This is a genomic window from Curtobacterium sp. 9128, from assembly GCF_007673775.1.
GTDB lineage: Bacteria > Actinomycetota > Actinomycetes > Actinomycetales > Microbacteriaceae > Curtobacterium.
The window spans coordinates 76,548-95,778 of record NZ_VEAF01000003.1 but is presented as its reverse complement, the minus strand read 5'-3'; the positions used below and the strand labels follow the sequence as shown (position 1 = coordinate 95,778).

Annotated in this window: 17 protein-coding genes; 6 read left to right on the top strand and 11 right to left on the bottom strand. The window is 66.7% G+C overall.

The genetic code is table 11. The annotated features are described in order from the left end of the window. Positions 1-232: 232 nt before the first annotated feature. The 8 genes from FS641_RS06755 to FS641_RS06720 form a co-directional block, all read right to left on the bottom strand. Complete coding sequence (locus FS641_RS06755) at positions 233-3,169, bottom strand: type I restriction endonuclease subunit R (protein ID WP_144761834.1); 2,937 nt, start codon at positions 3,167-3,169, stop codon at positions 233-235. After that, a complete protein-coding gene (locus FS641_RS06750) occupies positions 3,169-4,308 on the bottom strand; it encodes a restriction endonuclease subunit S (protein WP_222122057.1) in 1,140 nt (379 codons plus the stop codon). Before FS641_RS06750 ends, FS641_RS06755 begins: the two co-directional genes overlap by 1 nt. After that, complete coding sequence (locus tag FS641_RS06745; protein WP_144761831.1) at positions 4,305-5,798, bottom strand: class I SAM-dependent DNA methyltransferase; 1,494 nt, start codon at positions 5,796-5,798, stop codon at positions 4,305-4,307. Before FS641_RS06745 ends, FS641_RS06750 begins: the two co-directional genes overlap by 4 nt. Then, positions 5,795-7,294: a class I SAM-dependent DNA methyltransferase gene (locus FS641_RS06740; protein ID WP_144761828.1), complete on the bottom strand. Its 1,500-nt coding sequence runs from the start codon at positions 7,292-7,294 to the stop codon at positions 5,795-5,797. Before FS641_RS06740 ends, FS641_RS06745 begins: the two co-directional genes overlap by 4 nt. Further along, complete coding sequence (locus FS641_RS06735; RefSeq protein ID WP_144761823.1) at positions 7,291-9,249, bottom strand: N-6 DNA methylase; 1,959 nt, start codon at positions 9,247-9,249, stop codon at positions 7,291-7,293. Before FS641_RS06735 ends, FS641_RS06740 begins: the two co-directional genes overlap by 4 nt. Continuing rightward, positions 9,246-9,725, bottom strand: coding sequence for an NYN domain-containing protein (locus tag FS641_RS06730; RefSeq protein ID WP_222122056.1), 480 nt, complete (start codon positions 9,723-9,725; stop codon positions 9,246-9,248). The genes FS641_RS06735 and FS641_RS06730 overlap by 4 nt, the downstream gene beginning before the upstream one ends. A gap of 561 nt (positions 9,726-10,286) precedes the next feature. Continuing rightward, positions 10,287-10,793 carry a 3'-5' exonuclease gene (locus FS641_RS18265; RefSeq protein ID WP_222122055.1) on the bottom strand — a complete coding sequence of 169 codons (507 nt, stop codon included), beginning with the start codon at positions 10,791-10,793 and terminating at the stop codon, positions 10,287-10,289. Beyond that, on the bottom strand, positions 10,723-11,325 hold the full coding sequence (locus FS641_RS06720; RefSeq protein ID WP_260855716.1) for an alcohol dehydrogenase catalytic domain-containing protein: 603 nt from the start codon (positions 11,323-11,325) through the stop codon (positions 10,723-10,725). The genes FS641_RS18265 and FS641_RS06720 overlap by 71 nt, the downstream gene beginning before the upstream one ends. A gap of 942 nt (positions 11,326-12,267) precedes the next feature. On the opposite strand from FS641_RS06720, the gene FS641_RS18260 reads away from it, so the two are divergent. Together FS641_RS18260 and FS641_RS06710 are read left to right on the top strand one after the other, a co-directional pair. Beyond that, a complete protein-coding gene (locus FS641_RS18260) occupies positions 12,268-12,564 on the top strand; it encodes a response regulator transcription factor (protein ID WP_222122054.1) in 297 nt (98 codons plus the stop codon). Between the two features lie 23 nt (positions 12,565-12,587). Next, positions 12,588-13,217, top strand: coding sequence for a DUF1345 domain-containing protein (locus tag FS641_RS06710; protein WP_144761817.1), 630 nt, complete (start codon positions 12,588-12,590; stop codon positions 13,215-13,217). A 400-nt stretch (positions 13,218-13,617) separates the two neighbouring features. On the opposite strand, the gene FS641_RS06705 is transcribed toward FS641_RS06710, so the two are convergent. Continuing rightward, a complete protein-coding gene (locus FS641_RS06705) occupies positions 13,618-14,409 on the bottom strand; it encodes an esterase family protein (RefSeq protein WP_144761814.1) in 792 nt (263 codons plus the stop codon). Between the two features lie 107 nt (positions 14,410-14,516). On the opposite strand from FS641_RS06705, the gene FS641_RS06700 reads away from it, so the two are divergent. Continuing rightward, positions 14,517-15,065 carry a hypothetical protein gene (locus tag FS641_RS06700; protein WP_144761811.1) on the top strand — a complete coding sequence of 183 codons (549 nt, stop codon included), beginning with the start codon at positions 14,517-14,519 and terminating at the stop codon, positions 15,063-15,065. 61 nt (positions 15,066-15,126) lie between these two features. Here FS641_RS06700 and FS641_RS06695 read toward each other — a convergent pair whose 3' ends face one another. Together FS641_RS06695 and FS641_RS06690 are read right to left on the bottom strand one after the other, a co-directional pair. Continuing rightward, positions 15,127-15,843, bottom strand: a complete 717-nt coding sequence (locus tag FS641_RS06695) for an alpha/beta hydrolase (protein WP_144761808.1) — start codon at positions 15,841-15,843, stop codon at positions 15,127-15,129. A gap of 67 nt (positions 15,844-15,910) precedes the next feature. Next, a complete protein-coding gene (locus tag FS641_RS06690; protein WP_144761805.1) occupies positions 15,911-16,702 on the bottom strand; it encodes a DNA-formamidopyrimidine glycosylase family protein in 792 nt (263 codons plus the stop codon). A gap of 103 nt (positions 16,703-16,805) precedes the next feature. Here FS641_RS06690 and FS641_RS06685 point away from each other — a divergent pair, with 103 nt between their 5' ends. The 3 genes from FS641_RS06685 to FS641_RS06675 all read left to right on the top strand — a co-directional run bounded on the left by FS641_RS06685 (position 16,806) and on the right by FS641_RS06675 (position 19,095). Beyond that, positions 16,806-17,651: a M48 family metallopeptidase gene (locus tag FS641_RS06685; protein WP_144761802.1), complete on the top strand. Its 846-nt coding sequence runs from the start codon at positions 16,806-16,808 to the stop codon at positions 17,649-17,651. A 34-nt stretch (positions 17,652-17,685) separates the two neighbouring features. Further along, a complete protein-coding gene (locus FS641_RS06680) occupies positions 17,686-18,366 on the top strand; it encodes an NUDIX domain-containing protein (protein ID WP_144761799.1) in 681 nt (226 codons plus the stop codon). 123 nt (positions 18,367-18,489) lie between these two features. Next, on the top strand, positions 18,490-19,095 hold the full coding sequence (locus tag FS641_RS06675) for a hypothetical protein (RefSeq protein WP_144761796.1): 606 nt from the start codon (positions 18,490-18,492) through the stop codon (positions 19,093-19,095). The last annotated feature ends 136 nt before the right edge of the window (positions 19,096-19,231 follow it).

The following is a 19,231-nucleotide window of genomic DNA, read 5'->3' as shown; positions in this document are numbered from 1 at the left end:
GCATCCGGATCTTGGGGGCTTTCGGGCTCGGGCACGCTCTGGACGCGTCGGCGCCGGCGAAGCTGCGGTGCTCGTCAGGAAGGTTGGACACCATCACGGTGGCGTTCCACGGGAAAGGGGTGGCGTGGAGAGGGAAGCTACCGCACACGTCAGCATCTGCGGATGGGGGCGGTGGGAGCGCGTTCATCGATGGTGTCCTCAACCGAGCTGAGGAGCATGGATCGTTTTGGCGTCAGTAGTACTCGCGGACATACCCCAGCGCCTTCTCGAACACATCGTTGTCGCGGATCTTGAACTGCACGTAGAGCGTCCGACGCAGCGCCTTTCGCACTTCCTGATCGCCGGCGATGGTGGACTGCCAACCGTCAAAACGCACGGCCCGAACAACCTCGTCGATCCGGTCGACCACGTTCACGACGATGATCGGCGTCTCGTCGCCCTTCAGGGCCTCGAACAGCTCGGTGAGCGCAGCCTTCCCCCGCTCCTCAGGCAAGATCTCCTTCTCAACTTTCTCGGCAGCGACCGTATCCTTGGCGAGCTCGAGGAGGTCACGAAGGAAGTCCAGGCTCGACTGCTGGATGTCTGCGTACTTCTCACGCAGCGCGTTGAGGCGCTGACCGAGTTCGATGAAGACCGGGTTGTTGAGGTGCCGGGCGATACGGGCGGTGATCTGCTTCTCAATCTCCTCCGTCGAGACATCCTTGCGCTTGCCGATCATCAGGTCTTCGATAGTCTGCGCGTCGAGGACGATCGTCTCATCGCCCTGCGGAATCTCGACGTGAACGCTCTCGTTGATCAACTCGATGGTCTTTGCACCGAGCGCATGCCACACGAGGCGGCCGGTTATGTCGGCCGGCCGCACGGATTCATAGACGTCCGTGAGCCACTTGTAGTCGTCCCGGAAATCCTTGAGCATCGGGTCTGGGCTAAGAGCCTCCCACAGCTGCGAGACGACGCTGTACGCAAGCCCGAATGCATCTTTGACCCGGTCGTCCGCAATCGCGGCCTGCGCCTGAGTAAGCCCCTCGTAGCCGCCTACCGTCCGATCCACGCCGGGGAAGAAGGAGAGGGCTGCGCCCATAGCCGGCGCGAGTTCTGCCTTCAGCTCCTCGATGTTCGAGATCGCGCGCTGGACCGCGGCTTCGTCGAAAGCGAGCGACTTGGCGACATCGTCGAAGATGCCGAGATAGTCGACGACCAGTCCGTGTGTCTTGCTCGGCGGGTACACACGGTTGGTACGAGTGATCGCCTGGAGAAGCGTGTGCTCCTTGAGCGGCTTGTCGAGGTACTGCGTCTGCAGGATCGGTGCATCAAACCCTGTGAGCAGCTTCGCAGTCACGATGATGATCTTCAATGGATCCGCCGGGTCGTTGAACCGCGCGACAACCTGCTCCAGCTCGTCGGCTCCCGGTGTCCACCGCGCCCATGACGCGGGGTCGGTGCGCGCCTTCGACATCACAATGGTGGACGCCTCGGGCGGGAGCCTTGTGTCGAGTGCTTCCTTGTATGCGACACAGGATGCCTTGTCGTACGCGACCAGCTGAGCTTTGAACCCTTCCGGCTCGACCTTCTCCATGAAGTGCGTGACCACGTCTTCGGCGATCTGGCGGATACGCTCAGGCGCTTTGATGAGAACTTCGATGGAGGCTGCCTTCTTCGACAGCGTGATCTTCTCGGCCTCGGTCAGTTTGCGCTCCGCGGCGAGCTCCTCGAACGCGGCGTCGATCTTCTCCTGGTCGAGGTGAATCTCGCTCAACCGCGGCTCGAAATGCAGCGGGAGGGTCGCGCCGTCGCGGATCGAGTCCTGGAATGAGTAGCGCGACAGGTACCCGCTTTCATCCTCGGGTGAGCCGAACCACATGAACGTGTTGTGGTCACGCTTGTTGATCGGCGTGCCCGTGAGTCCGAATAGGAACGCGTTCGGCAGCGCCTCCCGCATCCGCCGCCCGTTGTCGCCCTCCTGCGAGCGGTGGGCCTCGTCGACCATCGCGATGATGTTGTCACGGTCATCGAGCACGCCGTCGATCTCGCCGAACTTATGAATCGTCGTGATGATGATCTTCCGCGCCCCCTGGCTCAGCATGACCTGCAACTCCTTGCGCGAGTCCGTCGAGGCCAGACCGGGCACATCGGATGCGTTGAACGTGCCGGTGATCTGCGTGTCGAGATCGATACGGTCGACGACAATCAGGATGGTCGGGTTCGTCAGCTTGGCCATCGCGCGGAGTTTGAGCGCCGAGAACACCATCAGCAGGGACTTGCCCGACCCCTGGAAGTGCCAGATGAGTCCTTGCTTGATCCGCCCGTGCAGCACGCGCTCCACGATGAGGTTGGTCGCCTGGAACTGCTGGTACCGCGCGATGACCTTGATCTTGCGGTGCTTTGCATCGGTCGCGAACACCGTGAAGAACCGCAGGAAGTCGAGGACAAATGCCGGCGCGAGCACGCCGTTTACCGCGTCCTTGACGACCTCAAGGCCAACCTTCGCGGGCGCGTTCGGATCGGTCGCCTCCTCCCGCCACGGGCCCCAGAGCTCGACCGGCATCCCAACGGAGCCGTAGCGGAAGTCCTTGCCCTCGGTCGCGAATGACAGCACGTTCGGCACGAAAAACTGCGGCACGCTCGCCTCGTAGTCGTCATGGATCTGCGCGGCCGCGTCGATCCACGAGTACGCCGCGCGAATCGGCGTCTTCGCTTCGCCCACCACAACCGGAAGACCGTTGCACCACAGCACCACGTCGAATCGCTTGCCCAGCCGTCCCACCTGGAACGTCACCTCCGTCGACACGATCCACTGGTTCGAGGAGTCGTCCTCTGGGTGATCAAAGTCGATCAGACGCACCGTCGTGTGCTCGCCGTTCGGCCCGAACGGCATCGACTTCTGCCCAGTGAGCCACGACATGAACTCTTCATTCGCCACCACGGGATGCGGGCTGTTGCGAGCCGAAATCAGGATGGCGCGCAATACATAGATGACGTCGTCGGCCTTACGCGGATCGGCCGCGATCTCGGGGTTCAGGCGAATCAGCGCGCCCGTGACGAGACCCTCGAGCAGCACCTCATCGGTGCGCCGCGGAAGCTGGGGGCCCGGCACAACCTGCACATCGCGTGACGCGACTAGATCGCGGACGAAGTCACGGACCGAGTTCCCCTCATTGAACTGCGCCATCAATTGCCTCCGAACACTTCAGTGGCGGCCGCAGACCGCAGTTGACGAAGAGAATCAAGTTCCAACTCAATCGCGGCCGATGTCACGCGCCTAGCTGCAATCAGCCTCTGCAGAGCATTTCGGTCTGCTGGCCACGGAAGCTCCACCCTCATGAGGTCACTCTTGTTCAGCTTGCGCACGATGGTCGTGGTCTCCCGGGCTTCCATCGCCTGACGGCCGCGCGGGTGCGCCAGCAGGGACTGCACTAGGTATGCGTCGGACTCGTCGAGCCCGACGATCGACGTGATCTGTTGATTTGATACCCCTGGTTCGCGAATGACGGCCGACTTCCCCATATCACCGCCGATGCACGCAACTGCGACCGCAAACTCGGGAAGAGCTCGCCCAGTGGCGGCGCCGGCAAAGCTCACTCGTTGTCTGGCTGGGCGCATCGTGTCGGCTTCAATTTCTGAGGGGGTGTAGAACGGCACATCCTCAGCCTCCCAATACTCGGCACTGACCTTCGAAGGTGTGGACCCGGTCATGCAGTCGGCGATGTCCGCGATCGGTCGCTTTACCGAATCTTCGTCCCACATTTCGGCGAGCCGAACATTGGTAGCACCGGTCATTGCCCGGGCCTCCCTTCTCAATCGGCGCCGATGGCGCTCAATAGCCCAGAGCAATTCGGCGATGCGTTTCTGCTCGTCGAGCGGCGGGAGTTCGAACTCGAAGTCGGCAAGGTCGCGCCAGTTCGTGCGCGGTGAGAGCGACCCCGCCGAGGTGTCGAGCGCGTGGTCGAAGAACGGGTCGGACTGCACGAGGAACGGCAGGAACTCGCCGAGCATTCGGGTCTCGTCCGCTTCGAATGTGTAGATGTCGCCGGAGCAGATTGCTTCGAACTCGGCGTATGCGACCTTGCGCTGGTAGGCGCGGCGCTTGCCGAACAGCGTCTGACCCGGCCGTGCGCGGCGAGTGAACGTGGTTCCGTTCGCGGTATCCCCCCAGCGCTCGATCTTGAGTTCGCCCGGCTCCATGTGCTCCATGGCGATGAGCCGGTCAATGGGGGCGGCTGCGACATCCTTCACCGTCTCGTTGACGTTCTGCACGACATCCCCGAACGTGACTCGCTGCCAGGTGGTTTTGTCGAGGCCCAGGCTCACGCGTTCACCTCCGGACGAAGCAGCGCGAGCACCTCTGAGACCGCGCCCTGCGAAGCATCCGCAACCTGCCGCCAGTTCGCGAGCGCGTCGGTCACGTCAGTCTGCTCTCTGGAGTCTGCGGCTCTTGCGCCAGCGACGTACAGCGGAAGAGTGAGACTGAAGCCTCTATCGGCTATCTCCCCGAGGGTGGCGACCGCCGCGAACTGCGGAACGTCGGCGAAGGCTCGGTACGCGTCGATGATTCTCGTCTGATGCGAGTCTCGCAGGAAGGACTGCGCCTGCTCGCGCGCAACCTCGTTGACAGCGTTGATGAACAACACTTTGCCGCGGCGCATCGCAGATTTGGTGGCGCGGAGCGTGATGACGACGGCCTCCATCGGCGAGTTGTAGAAGAGTCCCGCACCGAGTCCGAGCACGCATTCGACGAGGTCGGACTTGACGAGCGCTTCGCGGAGCGCGGCCTCTTCGCGGCGGAACAGCACGCCGTGTGGAAAGAGGATTGCGGCGCGCCCGGTCTTCGGGTCGAGGCTCTTGGCGATGTGCTGGAAGAACGCGTAGTCGGCGCGGCCCTGCGGTGGCACACCCCACAAGTTGCGTCCGTACGGGTCCTTCGCGAAGGCATTCCGATTCCACGCCTTGATCGAATACGGAGGATTCGCCAGCACGACGTCGAATGTGCGTAGCCCGCCCCTGCTGTTCAGGAACGCAGGCCTCGCAAGGGTGTCGCCGTGCGCGATCTGGCCATCGGCGATGCCGTGCAGGAAGAGGTTCATGCGGGCGATGGCCGAGGTTCCATAGTTGAGCTCTTGCCCGTACAGCTTGAGGCTTCGCCACTCCTTGCCCTGGCGCTTGACCTTGGCCGCCGTGGAGATGAGCATTCCGCCGGTGCCGCACGTCGGGTCGTAGACCGACTCCCCGGGCTGTGGCTCGAGCATGAGTGTCATGAGATGCACGAGAGTGCGGTTCGTGTAGAACTCCTGCGCGGTGTGGCCCGAGTCGTCGGCGAACTTCTTGATGAGGTACTCGTACCCGTTGCCGAGTTCGTCCTCGGGCAGGTTGGCGATCGACAGTGTCCGCGTCGAGAAGTGCTCGATCAGGTTGGAGAGAGTCGAGTCCGGGAGCAGGTTCTTGTTGCCCCAGTCCCCATCACCGAACACCCCTGGCAGCGTGTCGGGGTTGACGGACTCAATCGCCCGCATCGCCTGCATCACGGTCGTACCGATGTTTTCGGTCATCGCGCGAACGTCGCGCCAGTGGCATCCGTTCGGGATCGCGAAGCGGTGGTTCTCGGGCAGGTCGGCGAGTTCTTCGTCGCCGTAGGTGTCGAGCGCTGCCGCATGCTCTTCGTCGTAAACATCCGAGATGCGCTTGAGGAATACCAGCGGGAAGATGTACTGCTTGTAGTCGCCGGCGTCGATCAGTCCGCGCAGGATGACGGCGGCGCCCCACAGGTAATTCTCCAGCTCACGCTGGCTCAACCGGCCGGTCACGCGCTCAACCCCCATTTTGCGAGCTCCGCTTCCAACGCTGCTCGAGTCTCCAGCGCGCGCTCGTGCGCCGCTTCGAGATTCGCCAGGGCATCGGCGAGTGTGAGCCTCTCGCCCGTGTCGGCGGGCGCGACGTACAGCGGGATGTTCAGGTTGAAGTCGTTACCCTCAACCTCGGCGAGATCGGCAACGCGTGCGCGACCTTCCACATCCGCAAATCCGCGGTACGCGTCAAAAAGTGCCTTCGCATGTTCGGGTTCGAGGGTGTTCTGATTACGGCCCTTCTTCATCTGGTCCTCACCGTTGATGAACAGCACCTTGTCCTGTTGGTCGACGGGTCGCTGATGACGCAGAATCAGCACACAGGCTGCAAGGCCCGTGCCGTAGAACAGGTTCGGTGCGAGACCGATGACGGCTTCGACCTTCTTTGCCTTCAGGATGTGAGTGCGGATGCGCGCCTCTGCCCCCTGGCGGAAGAGCGCGCCCTGGGGCAGCACGACCGCTACTCGGCCCGTGTTTGGGTCGGCCGCGGTAAGCATGTGCTGTACCCAGGCCCAGTCGGCGTAGCCCTTCGGCGGAACTCCGCCGAGCTGGTTCCGTCCCCATCGGTCGGACACCCACTCGACGTCTCCCCATGTCTTGAGGGAGAACGGCGGGTTCGCTACGACAGTGTCGAACCGCGCGAGCCGGTTGCCCGTGTAGAAGGCGGGATTGCGCAGGGTGTCTTCTCGGACAACCTTGAAGTCCTCAACCCCGTGGAGGAGAAGATTCATGCGCGCGATCGCCGACGTCGCGAGCACCTTCTCCTGACCGTAGAGCTTACCCCATAGCGTCCTGGGGCTGCCGCCAGCATTCTTCACGTGCTCGATGACCTCAATGAGCATCCCGCCCGTTCCGCACGCGGGATCATAGACACTTTCGCCCTCCTGCGGGTCGAGGATTTTCACGAGCAGACCCACCACTGAGCGCGGGGTGTAATATTCCCCGGCCTTCTTGTTGGACTGGTCGGCGAACCGCTTGATGAGGTACTCGTAGGCGTTGCCGAAGAGGTCTGGTGCGACGTTCTCGTTGCTCAGCGTCTTCGTCGAGAAGTGCTCGATGAGGTCGGCGAGCTTACGGTCGGGCAGCTTGTCCTTATTCGTCCAGTTGGCATTGCCGAAGATGCCGTACAGCGTCTCGGGGTTTGCCTTCTCGATCTCGCGGAACGCGGTCTGCAGCGCAGTGCCGATGTTCTCAGTCTTCTCGCGCACGTCCGACCAAAGGTTTCCGTCGGGGATGGCGAAGCGGTGGTTATCGGCGAAGGCCGCAAATTTGTGGTCTCCGCCAGACTCGTCGAGCGCCTGTTCGAACTCCTCGAGGTAGACGTCGCTGATCCGCTTGAAGAACATCAGCGGGAAGATGTAGGCCTTAAAGTCGGCCTGGTCGATGCTGCCGCGGAGGAGGTCGGCGGCGCGGGCCAGGTATTGCTCCAGCTCGGCCAAAGTGAGCTGTTCCGTCATTGGGTGGTTCCTTCGCTGGTGTCACTGGTCAGCGAAGCACCGTGACGGACAGCATTGAGAATCGCTGTCGTCAGGCTATCGGCGGCCTCAGAGGCCTGCTTCCCGAGTCGCTTCGCTTCGCGTGCTTTGTCGATGGTGGTGTGAATTGCCCGCTGCTGAGCCAGTGGGGGGACCGGAATCTCAATCTCTCGCACTGGGATGCGCTGGATGGCGGTGCCTGCGGCGAACCGCGAGTTCCACTCGCCGGCGAGAACGTCGGCAAGGTAGTGAGGGTCCAGCTTCGTGCGATCGACGATCCGGATGCGGGAAATGCTCCCGACGGGAAGGTGGCCGCCTTTGTCATCAACGATCGCTCGGACCTTATCCACTGTTGTCAGTAGAACGTCTCCGGGCTCGGTCAGCGCCCCATGCTCGTCAACCGCTATGGGCGCGACGGGCACTAAGTTGCGGGTCCGTACCGCGGCGGCGTCGACGCGTCGATCCTCGAACTCGGGATCTCCTTGCCGCGGTGCCCGTGCTGGGGCGACTTCGATCGCGCCCGCTTCGACGAGCGCCGCGACAGTCAGCACCGGAGGTTCGCCGGCGACATGCGGCGGCTCCAAGTACCGCACTGTGGCGGGTAGCTCGGTGGACGCCTGGAGTAGTAGGGCGGACGCCCGATCGAAGTCCTCGACCAGTCGCGCGCTGTCGATGTCATCCGCCAGCATCCATCGCGCGGGGCTGAGATCGGCGTTTTCGGACGCCAGCTCGTCAATGAGTACACGCGCGTTGGGCACGTCAACGAGCGAAGCTTCGTCTGTGAGCCACCTGGCGACGTCTGCCTCGGGTGCTTCCACCCTCGACGCATCGACCAGGAGCACGCTCCCGCGCGTAGATGGTGCCGACTCGCCAAGAACCCAGAGCACCGGTGCGATCGACGTCTGCGGCAGCATCTTGCCGGTGAGCGCCACGACAGCTCGCACCCATCCCCCGAGCAGAAGGTTCCTCCGGATCTTCGCTTCCGCACCGCCGCGGAATAGTGTTCCGGGCGACGTGAGGACGTAGCCGACACCGCCCGGCGCGAGGTGCGCGACCACATGCTGTAGCCAGAAGGAGTCGCCACTGGAACGCGGCGGGATCCCGAACCGTAGGCGCGGGTCGAGCAGGGTGGTCTCGGGATCTACCCGCAGACCATACGGAGGCTCGGCAATGATGACGTCCGCGAGCAAGTCGGGATTAGGGTCGTTCCGAAGCACATCGCTGATGCGCAGCTCAAGGTCTACATCACGCAATGCGGCGCGGCTAAGGGCGATTTCTGCGGCGGTCGCGTTGATCTCGTTGCCAACGAGGCGATCTGGAGTTGCCCCCATGTCGAGGGCTTGCAACAGCGCTACGCCGATGCCGCACGCGGGGTCATACAAGGCTCCACCATCGACATCGGCCGCCAGGGATGCGAGCAGAGTGCTGGTGCGTGATCCCACGAATCCGGTCTCGCCACCAGCCTTGCCAAGGGCGCGGGAGGTGCGTTCGAGGAGCCCGTCGATCGCTGCAGGGACATCCGCTCGCGGGATAGTCTCGAGCACATCACGCAGGTCTTCCAGTGATCGTTGACTGACGTTGCGCGTCGCGAATGAAGGTCGTCCCTCGAGGAGCTCGACCGCGGTACGGAGGAAGAGCTCGCCGAAATCATGCACGTCGACGTGCCCCCGGAAGAGGTTCGCGACACCCCAAAGGCGTGACTCCCACACCCTCGTGCTCGAGTTTGCAGAGGTATCCGACTTCCGCTTATCGGGATGAGCCGAGAGCCAAGCCTCAACATCCTTCGCAGCGAAGAGTGGCTTGTTGGCACTACCCTCCGTAGGTTCCGGAAAGTCGCTCATTCGCTTGCGCCAGTTGCTGACGGCGGCGCGCGAGACGCCCGCAAGGTCGGCGATGTCGCTCGGGGCTAGGAGCCCCTCCTGCACGGGCACGATCACGCTGCCTCCATGAATGCACTTGGATCGAAGTCGATGTGAAGGACACTCTTCGCTGCCATTCGAAGACGGCGCGAACACGCATCCGGCCGCGTCACAACAGTGACCTCGGTTCCACTCGTCATGGCCAAGCGGGAGATGGTGTCGGCGAAGATCCCATCCCCCGACACGAGCACTGCCTCAGCAAACCATTCCCCGATCTGCTCGGTCTCGAGCATATCGAGGAGTTCCAGATCGGCGGCGTCGACTCCGTTGCGGAACCTGAGTCGGTGGATGCCAACCCACTCGAAGCCGACGATGTCGACGCTGAACCGCCTGCAGGCCAGCACAAGCTGGTCGTCGGCGCGAGGTCTGACAACAGCCTCGATCGCGGTCTGAGCCGCGCGGACTTGCGCTTCCATCGAGATTCCACCTCCCACGATGTTTTCGGTGTCTACGAGGACGAGGCGACGGGTGCGCGCCTCCTGACGTGTGTACATGCTATCGACCAATCCGTCCGTGAATCCAATCCCCATCTCCTGGTCGGGGCCGGACTTATTCTAGAACGGATCGGGAGCGGTTGCAAGTGAACTCGGTTCACAACCCTACCTGCCTGTGCGGCGTTCACGCGGGGCGTCCGAGGATTCGCGTAATACTCGCCGTCGAGGACGAACCCGAGCGCAGCTCGCCCACGCCACCGCTGCTCCGCCAGCACTCGACGTGTTGCCCTCGCTGTGACATCGCAGGCTAACCCCGGCGCAACGTCAGCAGGAAGGGGATCGGCTACCGGACTCGGCTTCATCTCAACGAAAGCGGAGCGGACTACTACGACCTCGGTACCAGCATCGCAGACGACCTCATCCTCCCGCTGGCTGTCGACTCCGTCTCACGTAGGTAGTCCGCGACCGCTCGCACTGAAGGCGGGGCGGGATATGCGAACACGTGGCGCGAGTCAACCGACCTTCGCGTCGCATGGTGACCCAGGACGAACCGCCCGCGCCGACCGACGACACGTTGCTGCCAAGGAGACGGGCAGGCCGGCGGCTGAACAGGCTCGTGCCTCATTCGAAATGCCTTCGCTCAGCGCCACTGGCTTCGAGGAGAAGGTAGAGGTCGCGGAGCGCGCCAGCGTCGGCGCCGGACACGGCGCACGTGACGATGAGGCGTTGCGCGGCACGCGATAGTGCGACGTAGAACGCCGACGTCGCTTCCGCCGCGTTCTTGCTGTAGGACCACCACTGGTTGTCGTCGAGTCCCAGCAGGACCACCGTATGGTACTCCAGTCCTTTACTGCGGTGGATGGTCATCAGCGTGACGGCGTCCGTTAGGTCCATGGCATGGACGAGCGCGGCCCAATCGGAGGACTCGTGCAGCAGGTCCGCCAACCAGGACGTCAGGCTTTCCAGTACGAGCGGAAGCTGCTCGCCGCTGTGCTGCCCGCGGACGAAGGCGGCGAGGTCGGCGTCGTCGACGACGTTTAGAACACGGCGTACAAGTTCAGTCGGTTCGGTGTCCGCGATGTCGTTCGCGTCGAGCCACCCGCGAAGCCCTCGGACGGGTCTGGTCACCCGGTGCCACCCCGGCCATCTCGGTCGCGTGGTACCCGGTCGGGAAGATGTCGGCGAGCATCACGTAGTCGGCGGACTTCTCCTCGGCGTCCTCGCCCAGGCGGAGGCAGTTGAAGTCACCCCAGGGCACCCGGAGCAGTTCGGACTGACCGCCGGCCCACGGGCCCATGTCCGCGAACCCGTAGGCCGCTCCGGCCCACTCGGGGACGGGCTGAGCGGTGAGGCAGTAATTGGTCAGCCCGCGCTCGCAGTTCTTGCAGTGACCGCAGGCCACGTTGAACGGGAGGACCACCTGGTCGCCGACCTTCACCTTGTCGACGCCGTCACCGATCTCGATCACCTCGCCCATGTTCTCGTGACCGAACCAGCGCCCGGTCTCGAAGCTGGTGCGCCCTTCGTACATGTGCAGGTCGGATCCGCAGATGTTCGTCGTCGTGATGCGGACCAGCACGTCGGTGGCGCGCTCGATGCGCGCATCCGGGACGTCCCGCACCGCGACGCTGCGCGGCCCCTCGTACACAACTGCCCTCATGACCGTCTCCTCCGTGCGTATGTGCCATCGAACGTGCCGCGGTCCGGTCGACCGCTCGGCAGGCCCCATGACACGCCTCTCTGAGGGGGAGCACCATCGGCAGACATGCCCATGCCCCATCGGACCGCGGGCCGAACTAGCACCAGCAGATGGTGGTAGACCGAGGCCAGACGTTTTCCGGACAGTTCCTGTCACTCCTGTCGACGATGGTCCTGAGGTGGTCGAGTCCCGTGCCCCGCACAGTTGCGATCGAGCTCCCTGCCATCGCCGCGCGCCCGTGCACCGTTGCCGAGCGGGCGCAGGCGATGCTGGACGAGGTGCACGACCACATCCCCGCGGACGGCGCGTGGATGGCCGTGGCCGAGCAGGGCGGCACGGCGTACCGCTCGGTGGCGAGCACCGACCTCGACGAGTCGAGCGTCCGCTACCTGAGCGGCCCGGAGATGGCGCGCGACATCGAGATGGCCGGTGTCGACCGCGAACAGGCTCCCACCAGCCTGTCGGACCTTCCCGCCGGGTCTCGGGACCTTCCGAGTCGGGCGGCCTGTCTGTCCGCGGGCTTCCACGAGGCGCTGTCCGTCGCGTTGTACGTGCACGGCGGCCGTCACGTCGGCTTCATGATCATGCTGTTCCGGAGCGCGGAACCGCCGTCGCAGTCGCTCCGCCGACGCCTCACCCGGATCGTCCCGGTCCTGGCATCGGGGATCGATCCGCTCCGGACGCTCGCTGCGTCCGTGGCGTTCGTGGACGGAGCCCGCGCAGGAGCGGTCCTGCTCCCCGACCGCGGCGTCGTCCCGCTCCCGGGGCTGTCCGACGACGTGCTCCTCGCCGCCGGTTCGGCTCTGGTCGAAGCGGCCCGCGAGGCGATCGACGAGGGGCAAGGACCACGTCTCGTTCCTGTGGCCGCGCGGACGCGGGCAGTCACCGGACGGCTACGTCCGGGTGACGGTGCTGGCCTGCGGGAGCGATCTGCAGACCGTGGCCCGCGGCGTCGTCCTGCTCGCTCCGGCCTCGGACCTGCGGGGCCTGACGCGGCGGGAGCTCGAGGTGCTGGGGCACGTCGTCGAGGGGTGCTCCAACCTCGAGATCGCCCGGGCACTGGCGATCGCTCCCCGCACGGTCGCCGCGCACCTCGAACACATCTTGCTCAAGCTCGACGCCACGTCCCGCGCCCTCGCCGCCGTCCGGGCCGAGCGCGCCGGCCTCTACGTCCCCCTCACCGGGGCCCAGATCGGGTGAGGGCCGTCCAGGAGGGATCCGCCATGTCGCACCTGTCCGTGCAGGCCGCCGTCGCCGCCGTCATCGGGGTCGCAGCAGCGGTGGCCGCCGTGCTCCTCGGTGTCCCCGACCTCTCACCGCTCGTGGGGTGGACGACGGCCTCGTCGGTCTTCCTCGTCTGGGCGTGGTCCACGGCGTGGCCGGCAGATCCCGAGCGCACCCGTGCCCTCGCTCGTCACGAGGACCGCTCGCGACGGCTGGTCGACATGCTGGTCATCGCCGCGACGGTCCTCAGCCTGGTCCTGGTGGTCTTCGCGCTCTTCCGGAGCCAACGCCACGACCCGGTCGGGTCCGCCGCCGCGATCCTCGCGGTGGTCGGCGTCGTCGCGGCGTGGGCCGTGATGAACACCGTCTACGCGTTCAAGTACGCGCGCATGTACTACCTCGACGACCGCCACCGCTTCGACTTCGACCAGGACGAAGACCCGTCGTACAGCGACTTCGCCTACACCGCGTTCTCCATCGGGATGGCGTACGCCCCGGGCAACGTCACGCAGTCGTCGACCCCGTCGCGCCGCATCGCCATGGGCCACGCCCTGCTGTCCTACTTCTACGGCACCTTCGTGGTCGCGGTCGCCGTCAACCTCATCACCGGACTCACCCAGGGCGGTTGAGGCGACCTGAGCCCACGTGCATCGACCACCACCAGATCGGGTGCAACAGCGGCCGCGGACCTGTGCAGAAGCGGACGGAGGGGTGACCGCACGTCGGGATCAGCAGGCTTCCCCGGAAGGTCATCACGCTCGTGTTCGAGGCGCTCGCTGCCCCGGACCGGTCCGACTGGCCGATCTGGACCGTGGTGGTCGTGCTGCTGACCGCTGCCGTCGTGCTCGGTACGCCTGGGGGGGGTCCGGAGCATGCGCGCACCCCAGAAGGCCGGTCGTGGCAGCAGGTAGGCGTCCGGTCACGCGACCCTCATGGCTTCCAATGGGGCGTCCATCCACGACGGGTTCCGCATGAGTCGGCTGATCCGCCGGACACACCGGGTTCCGTCTCCACCGGGATCGCCGTGGATCACTCGCTCGGGCGGTGCCACAGCCATCGAAGGGCGTCGGGGAGGAGGACACCTCCGTGGTTGGGCGCGTGCGCACCGTCACCGACGACCAGGCGGACGTCGTACTGCGCACGGGCGAGTGCGGCTGCGGTCTCCAGGCTCTCGGCGAACCAGTTCCACTCGGGCTCGTTCCAGTGCAGGTCCCGGTGCGCCGCATGGAGGAACACGCGCGTCTCCCTGCGGGGTCCGGTGGCGAGGAGCGCCGGGTAGGGGTTGCCGCCGGGCATCTGCGCGAAGCTCGGGTTGAGGGAGATCACGCGTCCGAAGCCGTCGGGACGGCACCACGCGGCCGTCACGGCAGCGCGGGTCCGAACGAGCGGCAGCACCTCGTCGAGCAGGAAGCTGGCGTACGCATCGTCGAACGCGTCGTACTCGACGTTGCGGTTCTTCGTGGGAGCACTGTCCGCGTCGACGACGCTCGGGTCGACGAAGACGCCGATCATCGGGGGCAGCGATCCTTCGGCGGCGAGGTCGTCCAGGACGATCCCACCGCGGACGTCGCCGTCCGGGTCGAGGTACCACCAGCCGTCGTTGAAGACCATCACGGCGCTCGGTTCGTCGTCCCGGTGACCGGCGGGACGGTGCACCCACACGCTCCGCATGGTGCCCGGGAAGCGGTCGCTCGCCTCGATCCGGAGGTGCTCGACGGTGCCGGGGACGACTCCGGGACGCCGCTGGGAGTCCGGTCCGTACGCGTACGTGACCCCACCTTGCGAGAGCGGCAAGGACGCGAACGGGATCACCGTGGACATCGTCGGATGCCATCGGTGGTGCCCACCGTGGCCCATGGGCGACGCCGTCGGACGTCACCTGGTTCGCCCCCCTTGTGTCCTCGCGTCACCCTCGGGACACTCGTCAGATGGACGACGACGGCTCCGCTCCCACGATCGCACTGGTCCCGGAGGGGGCCCTGTCGATGCGCATCTCGGCGTGGTCGAGCACGGACCCCCACACGAGCGTGACGGCGACGATGCCGGGCACCGACGGCGAGTACGAGATGACCGTCCACACGATCGTCCGGGACGGCGAACGCTTCTCGCCGACGGGGTACGCCCACGGCGTGGCGACGGACCACCCCACGTTGGCGTGGAGCGCGGTCTGGGCATTCCTGGCGTCCCGGTCGCAGCCGACCGAGTCGGAGGACCAGCGTGCCACCGCACGAGCCGCGACCGACGCGATCGAGGCCCGGGCGGAGGACGCCGCCGCCGCGCTGCCCGATCGGGAGCGATGGACCCTCCGCCCCGTGACCGTGGCCGGTGCGGTGTACGTGCACCACGTGCACGCCTTCGAGGACGGTTTCGCCGGGTTCGCGGACCTCGGACCCGAGGTCGTCACCCTCACCGGGGATGCGCTGCCGGATCCGCTGGTCCTCACCCGCCGGACCGTCGCCGGTCGTCGGTTCCTCTGACCGAGCAGAGCACGCCCGAGCAGAGCACGCCCGACCGGAGCACGCCCGACCGTCGTGTCCCTCAGCCCTCGGTCGCACGCCGGATGACCGCTTCGAGTTCCCGGACGACGAGGTCCGGGCGCGAGATGAACGGGTGGTGCCCGGTGTCCAGGTCCACGGACCGGGTCGCGCGGGCAGCGTGGAAGCGCTGCAGCCCGACCGAGGTACTGCGGTCGTCGGTGCAGACGAGGTACGTCGAGTCGACATCCTGCCATCCCGCGCGGCTGGTCGGCGTCGCGAACGCCCCCACCGCCTGCGCGGTGACCCGGCTCCAGGCCTGCTCCTGTGTCTCGCGGTCCGTGTCCTGCAGGAACCGTGCCCCGAAGGTGGTCGCGTCGTGGCCGGCCAGGCCGACCCTGCCCACACCGGCCTCCACCACCGTCACCGGGTCGGGCTCGTCGCTCAGGATCGCCCCCTGCCGCGTCCCGACGTCCGGCAGGTACGACGAGATGGAGACCAGGCTGGACACGGCGGGGTGGTGGCCGGCTTCCGCGATCACGGTGCCGCCGTAGGAGTGGCCGACGACGATCGCGGACTCGAGTCCGTCGAGTTCTCGACGGAGCGCCGCAGCATCGGCGACGAGGCCGCCGTCCGCCTCCTCCGGCGTCGTCTCACCACAGGACGGGAGCGCCACGGCGCGGCTGTCGACACCGGTGCGCTCACGCAGGAGCTCCGCGGTGGCACGCCACCACCAGGCTCCGTCCCGCACCAGCGCTCCGTGCACGAAGACGACGTCCATCCCGCTCCCCTGTCTCGACCGCCTCGGGACGGCTCGCTCCGGGCCAGCCTGCCACCGCCTCCGTCGCTCAGACCGGTTGGCAGCGCGGGCACCACCACACCCGTCGCGGTGGCGAGCCGACACGCTCGACGTCGTCGCGCGCGCGGACCGGCGTCCTACACCGCAGACACGGCCTGGAGGCTCGCCCCACCACCCAGTGCCGGTCGCCGCGTCCGCGGCGTCCGGTCGTGACCTGGTACGCGGACGGATCGGTGGCGGACCGCCGGAGCATCCGTGCGGCGAGGTCGAGCAAGGGCGGGACGTCGACGTCCGCGGCCGCCGTGTCGGGGTGGACACCGCGGAGGAACCCGAGCTCGTTCACCCACAGGTTCCCGAGCCCGGCGACGTTCCGCTGCTCCAGCAGCGCCGCCCGGATGCTGGTGCCCGAACCGGAGACCCGCCGTGCCGCCTCCGCCAGGTCGACGTCGTCGTGCAACAGGTCGGGCCCGAGGTGCTCGAGCACGAGCGCTTCGTCCGCCGTGGCGACGAGTTCGACGACCGGCAGCGCGAGTCCCCAGACGGTCCGACCGTCCTCGAGGGCGAGTCGCACCCGGGCATCACGGGCGGCCGTCGCGGGCAGGCGACGCCCCGCGCGGGTGATCGTCCACGAGCCGGTCATGCGTAGGTGGGTGTGCAGCGTGGTGCCGTCGTCGAACCGGGTCAGCAGGTGTTTGCCGTGCGTCGCGTGTCCGACCACCCGCCGGCCCGCGAGGGAACGGCCCGCGCTCGTCCCACCGCGGAGTTCTCCCCGGGCGACGACCGCGCCGTCGACCTGCCGCAGACGCGCGGCCAGGCGGAAGACGGAATCACCCTCGGGCACGGCCGCACGGTACCCGGAGCCACCGACGAGCCGTTCCCAGCGGAACCGCAGCCGGTGCAGGAAGATTGCCCACATCCGGTCAGCGGGGAAAGAGGAGCGAACCGTGTTCGAGCGTTTCAGGGCCCACGGCGAGGACGCCACGCCACACGTCAGTCCGCGCAGGCTGCGCGCTCGCACGGCCTGGGCGGACGGGGCCACGGCGTTCCGGGCCGGTGACTGGACGACCGCGATCGAACGGTTCTCCGCGGCGGCCAAGGACGACAACGAGATGACGGACGCGTGGCTCGGGCTGCACGCGACCGGCCACGACCGGGGCCACGCACTCCTGCAACTCCAGTCGAACTCCACCCGCCTCGGCGAGGAACAGCAACGCACCGGGATCACCATCGAGTCGCGCTTCGACATCGGCCCGTACGCCAACGTGCCGCTCCGGAGCGTCCAGGACCTCTGGGCGGCGGTCGGCGCGGACTACCTCGACAACGGGATGTACTCGCACGCCCAGCGCGCCGTCTTCGGACAGATCGTCGTCGGCGCGGTCGGGGATCCAGCACGCAGCGAGCGGGCACTCCGCGAGGCGACCGACACCCTCAATCCGACCGGCCGGTACCTCGCCGGACGCCTCGAGTTCCTGCGGAGCGACATCGACGGCGCGCTCTACGCCTTCGGTCCGCTCATCGAGCGCGGGGACACCCTGGCCGTGTCCGCCCTGGTGATGACGGGCACACTGCGCGCCGGTCAGGGGGACGTCCCCGGAGCGATGGCGTCCTTCGACGCGGCGGTCGCCGCGCAGGAACGGCACGACGACGTGAGTCCGGCGCTCGCCGCGGAGGCCCTGGTGCAGTCGGCGCACCTCGCGCGGAGCGCCGGCGACGACGCGGACGCACGGGACCGCTTCGCGCGGGCGGAAGCGCTCTACCCGCACCTGCCCGGCCTGCAGCACCGCGGGTGACGGGTCCGACAGCACCGTCCACTACCGTCGGAGCGTGACGACGACGCGCGGGACCAGCGAACCGGACAGCAGAGGGCGCACCGGCCTCGACCAGGTCGGTCGCGAGCTCACCCGCAACCCCGACGTCGTCGTCCGGGACGTCGAGGTCACCTCCGACGGCTGGCACGTGCTCCGTCGGACCACGTTCGACATCCGGGGTCGCGACGGTTCCTGGTCGACGCAGCAGCGCGAGACCTACGACCGGGGCAACGGTGCGGCGGTGCTGCCCTACGACCCGGAGCGGGGCACGGTGCTGCTGACGCGCCAGTTCCGCTGGCCGGCGTACGTCAACGACCATCCGGACGGCATGCTCGTCGAGGTCGCGGCCGGCCTGCTCGACGCCGACGACCCCGAGACCGCCGTCCGGCGCGAGGCGCACGAGGAGCTCGGTGTCCGGCTCGGAGCGCTCACCCACGTCGTCGACGCGTACATGAGTCCGGGGTCCGTCACCGAGCGTGTGCACTGCTACGCCGCTCGCTACGGAGCAGCCGACCGTGTCGACGTCGGCGGCGGCGTCGCCGACGAGGGCGAGGAGATCGAGGTCCTCGAGCTGCCCGTCGCGGAGGCCATGGCGATGCTCGGCGACGGCCGGATCGTCGACGGCAAGACGATCCTGCTGCTGCAGTGGGCGGCCCTGCACGGCCTGCTGGACCCGTCCGCTGCGCATCGAGGGTGACCGAGAGCCGACTTGAGCACGGAGGCGGATCAGGCCGACGCGACCCAGTCCCGGAAGCGCGGCCCGACGACCTCAGGGTCCCATCCAGCCGGCGTGGTCGCCGGGTGATGTCAGACTGCTCGCATGGGGATGTCGGGGCGGATCCTGCTGCGGGCCGGGCGTGGAGTTGGGAGCTGGTGGCGCAGAGCGTTCCCGAAGACGCCTGAGCACGTCCACTCGGACCTGCGGAACTTCGAGCAGCGGCTGACGGCGTATCGGGAGGCGAGCGATGCTGCTCGAGCTGAGGCCCGTGCAGTCCTCCGGAACCGGTCCGCTGCAGCCGGCAGTGCCATTCCCGGTACCGTCCTCGGTGCGGGGCTCACCGCCGTGGTGGCGCTCACCGGTCTCATCGGCACCTACACGATCTTCCTCATGCAGTCCGGCGTCGCTGGCGCACGAGACGCACAGGCGCGTTCGGATGCTCTCCACGACGCCGGCAAGCTCGAGGAGGCGACAACATCGCTCAGCGCGGCCATGAAGAGCTTGGACGGTCTGCTGAGCAGCGGCGGAGAGCTTCTCGTCGGCATCGGAGCGGTCGTTGTCGGCTCGATCTTCCTCGCCTGGGTCATCGCCCGAGATCGCGCAGCGCTTCATGCCGTCGCAACGGCGTGGCTCGAGGCGTACTTGGAGGTCGAGGACACCGCACCGGTCGGCGGCGCCACGGTCCCTCGGGTTTGGTGGAAGCGCTGATGATGGTGATCACGTCAGTTGCGCTGTCGGTTCGCCGAAAGCTCCAGGAGTGAGCGCAGCGGATCGACCGATCAGCCGCTGTCGACGCCGGCGGACCGTTCGGCATCTCGGTCCTCCTCCACTGTGGCGGTCTTTC

What these genes read in the sequence shown, in the direction of transcription:
- FS641_RS06710 (WP_144761817.1), top strand. Translation starts at nt 12,588, where the DNA reads ATGTCGCACCTGTCCGTGCAGGCCGCCGTCGCCGCCGTCATCGGGGTC.
- FS641_RS06705 (WP_144761814.1), bottom strand. Translation starts at nt 14,409, where the DNA reads ATGTCCACGGTGATCCCGTTCGCGTCCTTGCCGCTCTCGCAAGGTGGG.
- FS641_RS06675 (WP_144761796.1), top strand. Translation starts at nt 18,490, where the DNA reads ATGGGGATGTCGGGGCGGATCCTGCTGCGGGCCGGGCGTGGAGTTGGG.
- FS641_RS06700 (WP_144761811.1), top strand. Translation starts at nt 14,517, where the DNA reads ATGGACGACGACGGCTCCGCTCCCACGATCGCACTGGTCCCGGAGGGG.
- FS641_RS06695 (WP_144761808.1), bottom strand. Translation starts at nt 15,843, where the DNA reads ATGGACGTCGTCTTCGTGCACGGAGCGCTGGTGCGGGACGGAGCCTGG.
- FS641_RS06720 (WP_260855716.1), bottom strand. Translation starts at nt 11,325, where the DNA reads ATGAGGGCAGTTGTGTACGAGGGGCCGCGCAGCGTCGCGGTGCGGGAC.
- FS641_RS06755 (WP_144761834.1), bottom strand. Translation starts at nt 3,169, where the DNA reads ATGGCGCAGTTCAATGAGGGGAACTCGGTCCGTGACTTCGTCCGCGAT.
- FS641_RS06740 (WP_144761828.1), bottom strand. Translation starts at nt 7,294, where the DNA reads ATGACGGAACAGCTCACTTTGGCCGAGCTGGAGCAATACCTGGCCCGC.
- FS641_RS06730 (WP_222122056.1), bottom strand. Translation starts at nt 9,725, where the DNA reads ATGTACACACGTCAGGAGGCGCGCACCCGTCGCCTCGTCCTCGTAGAC.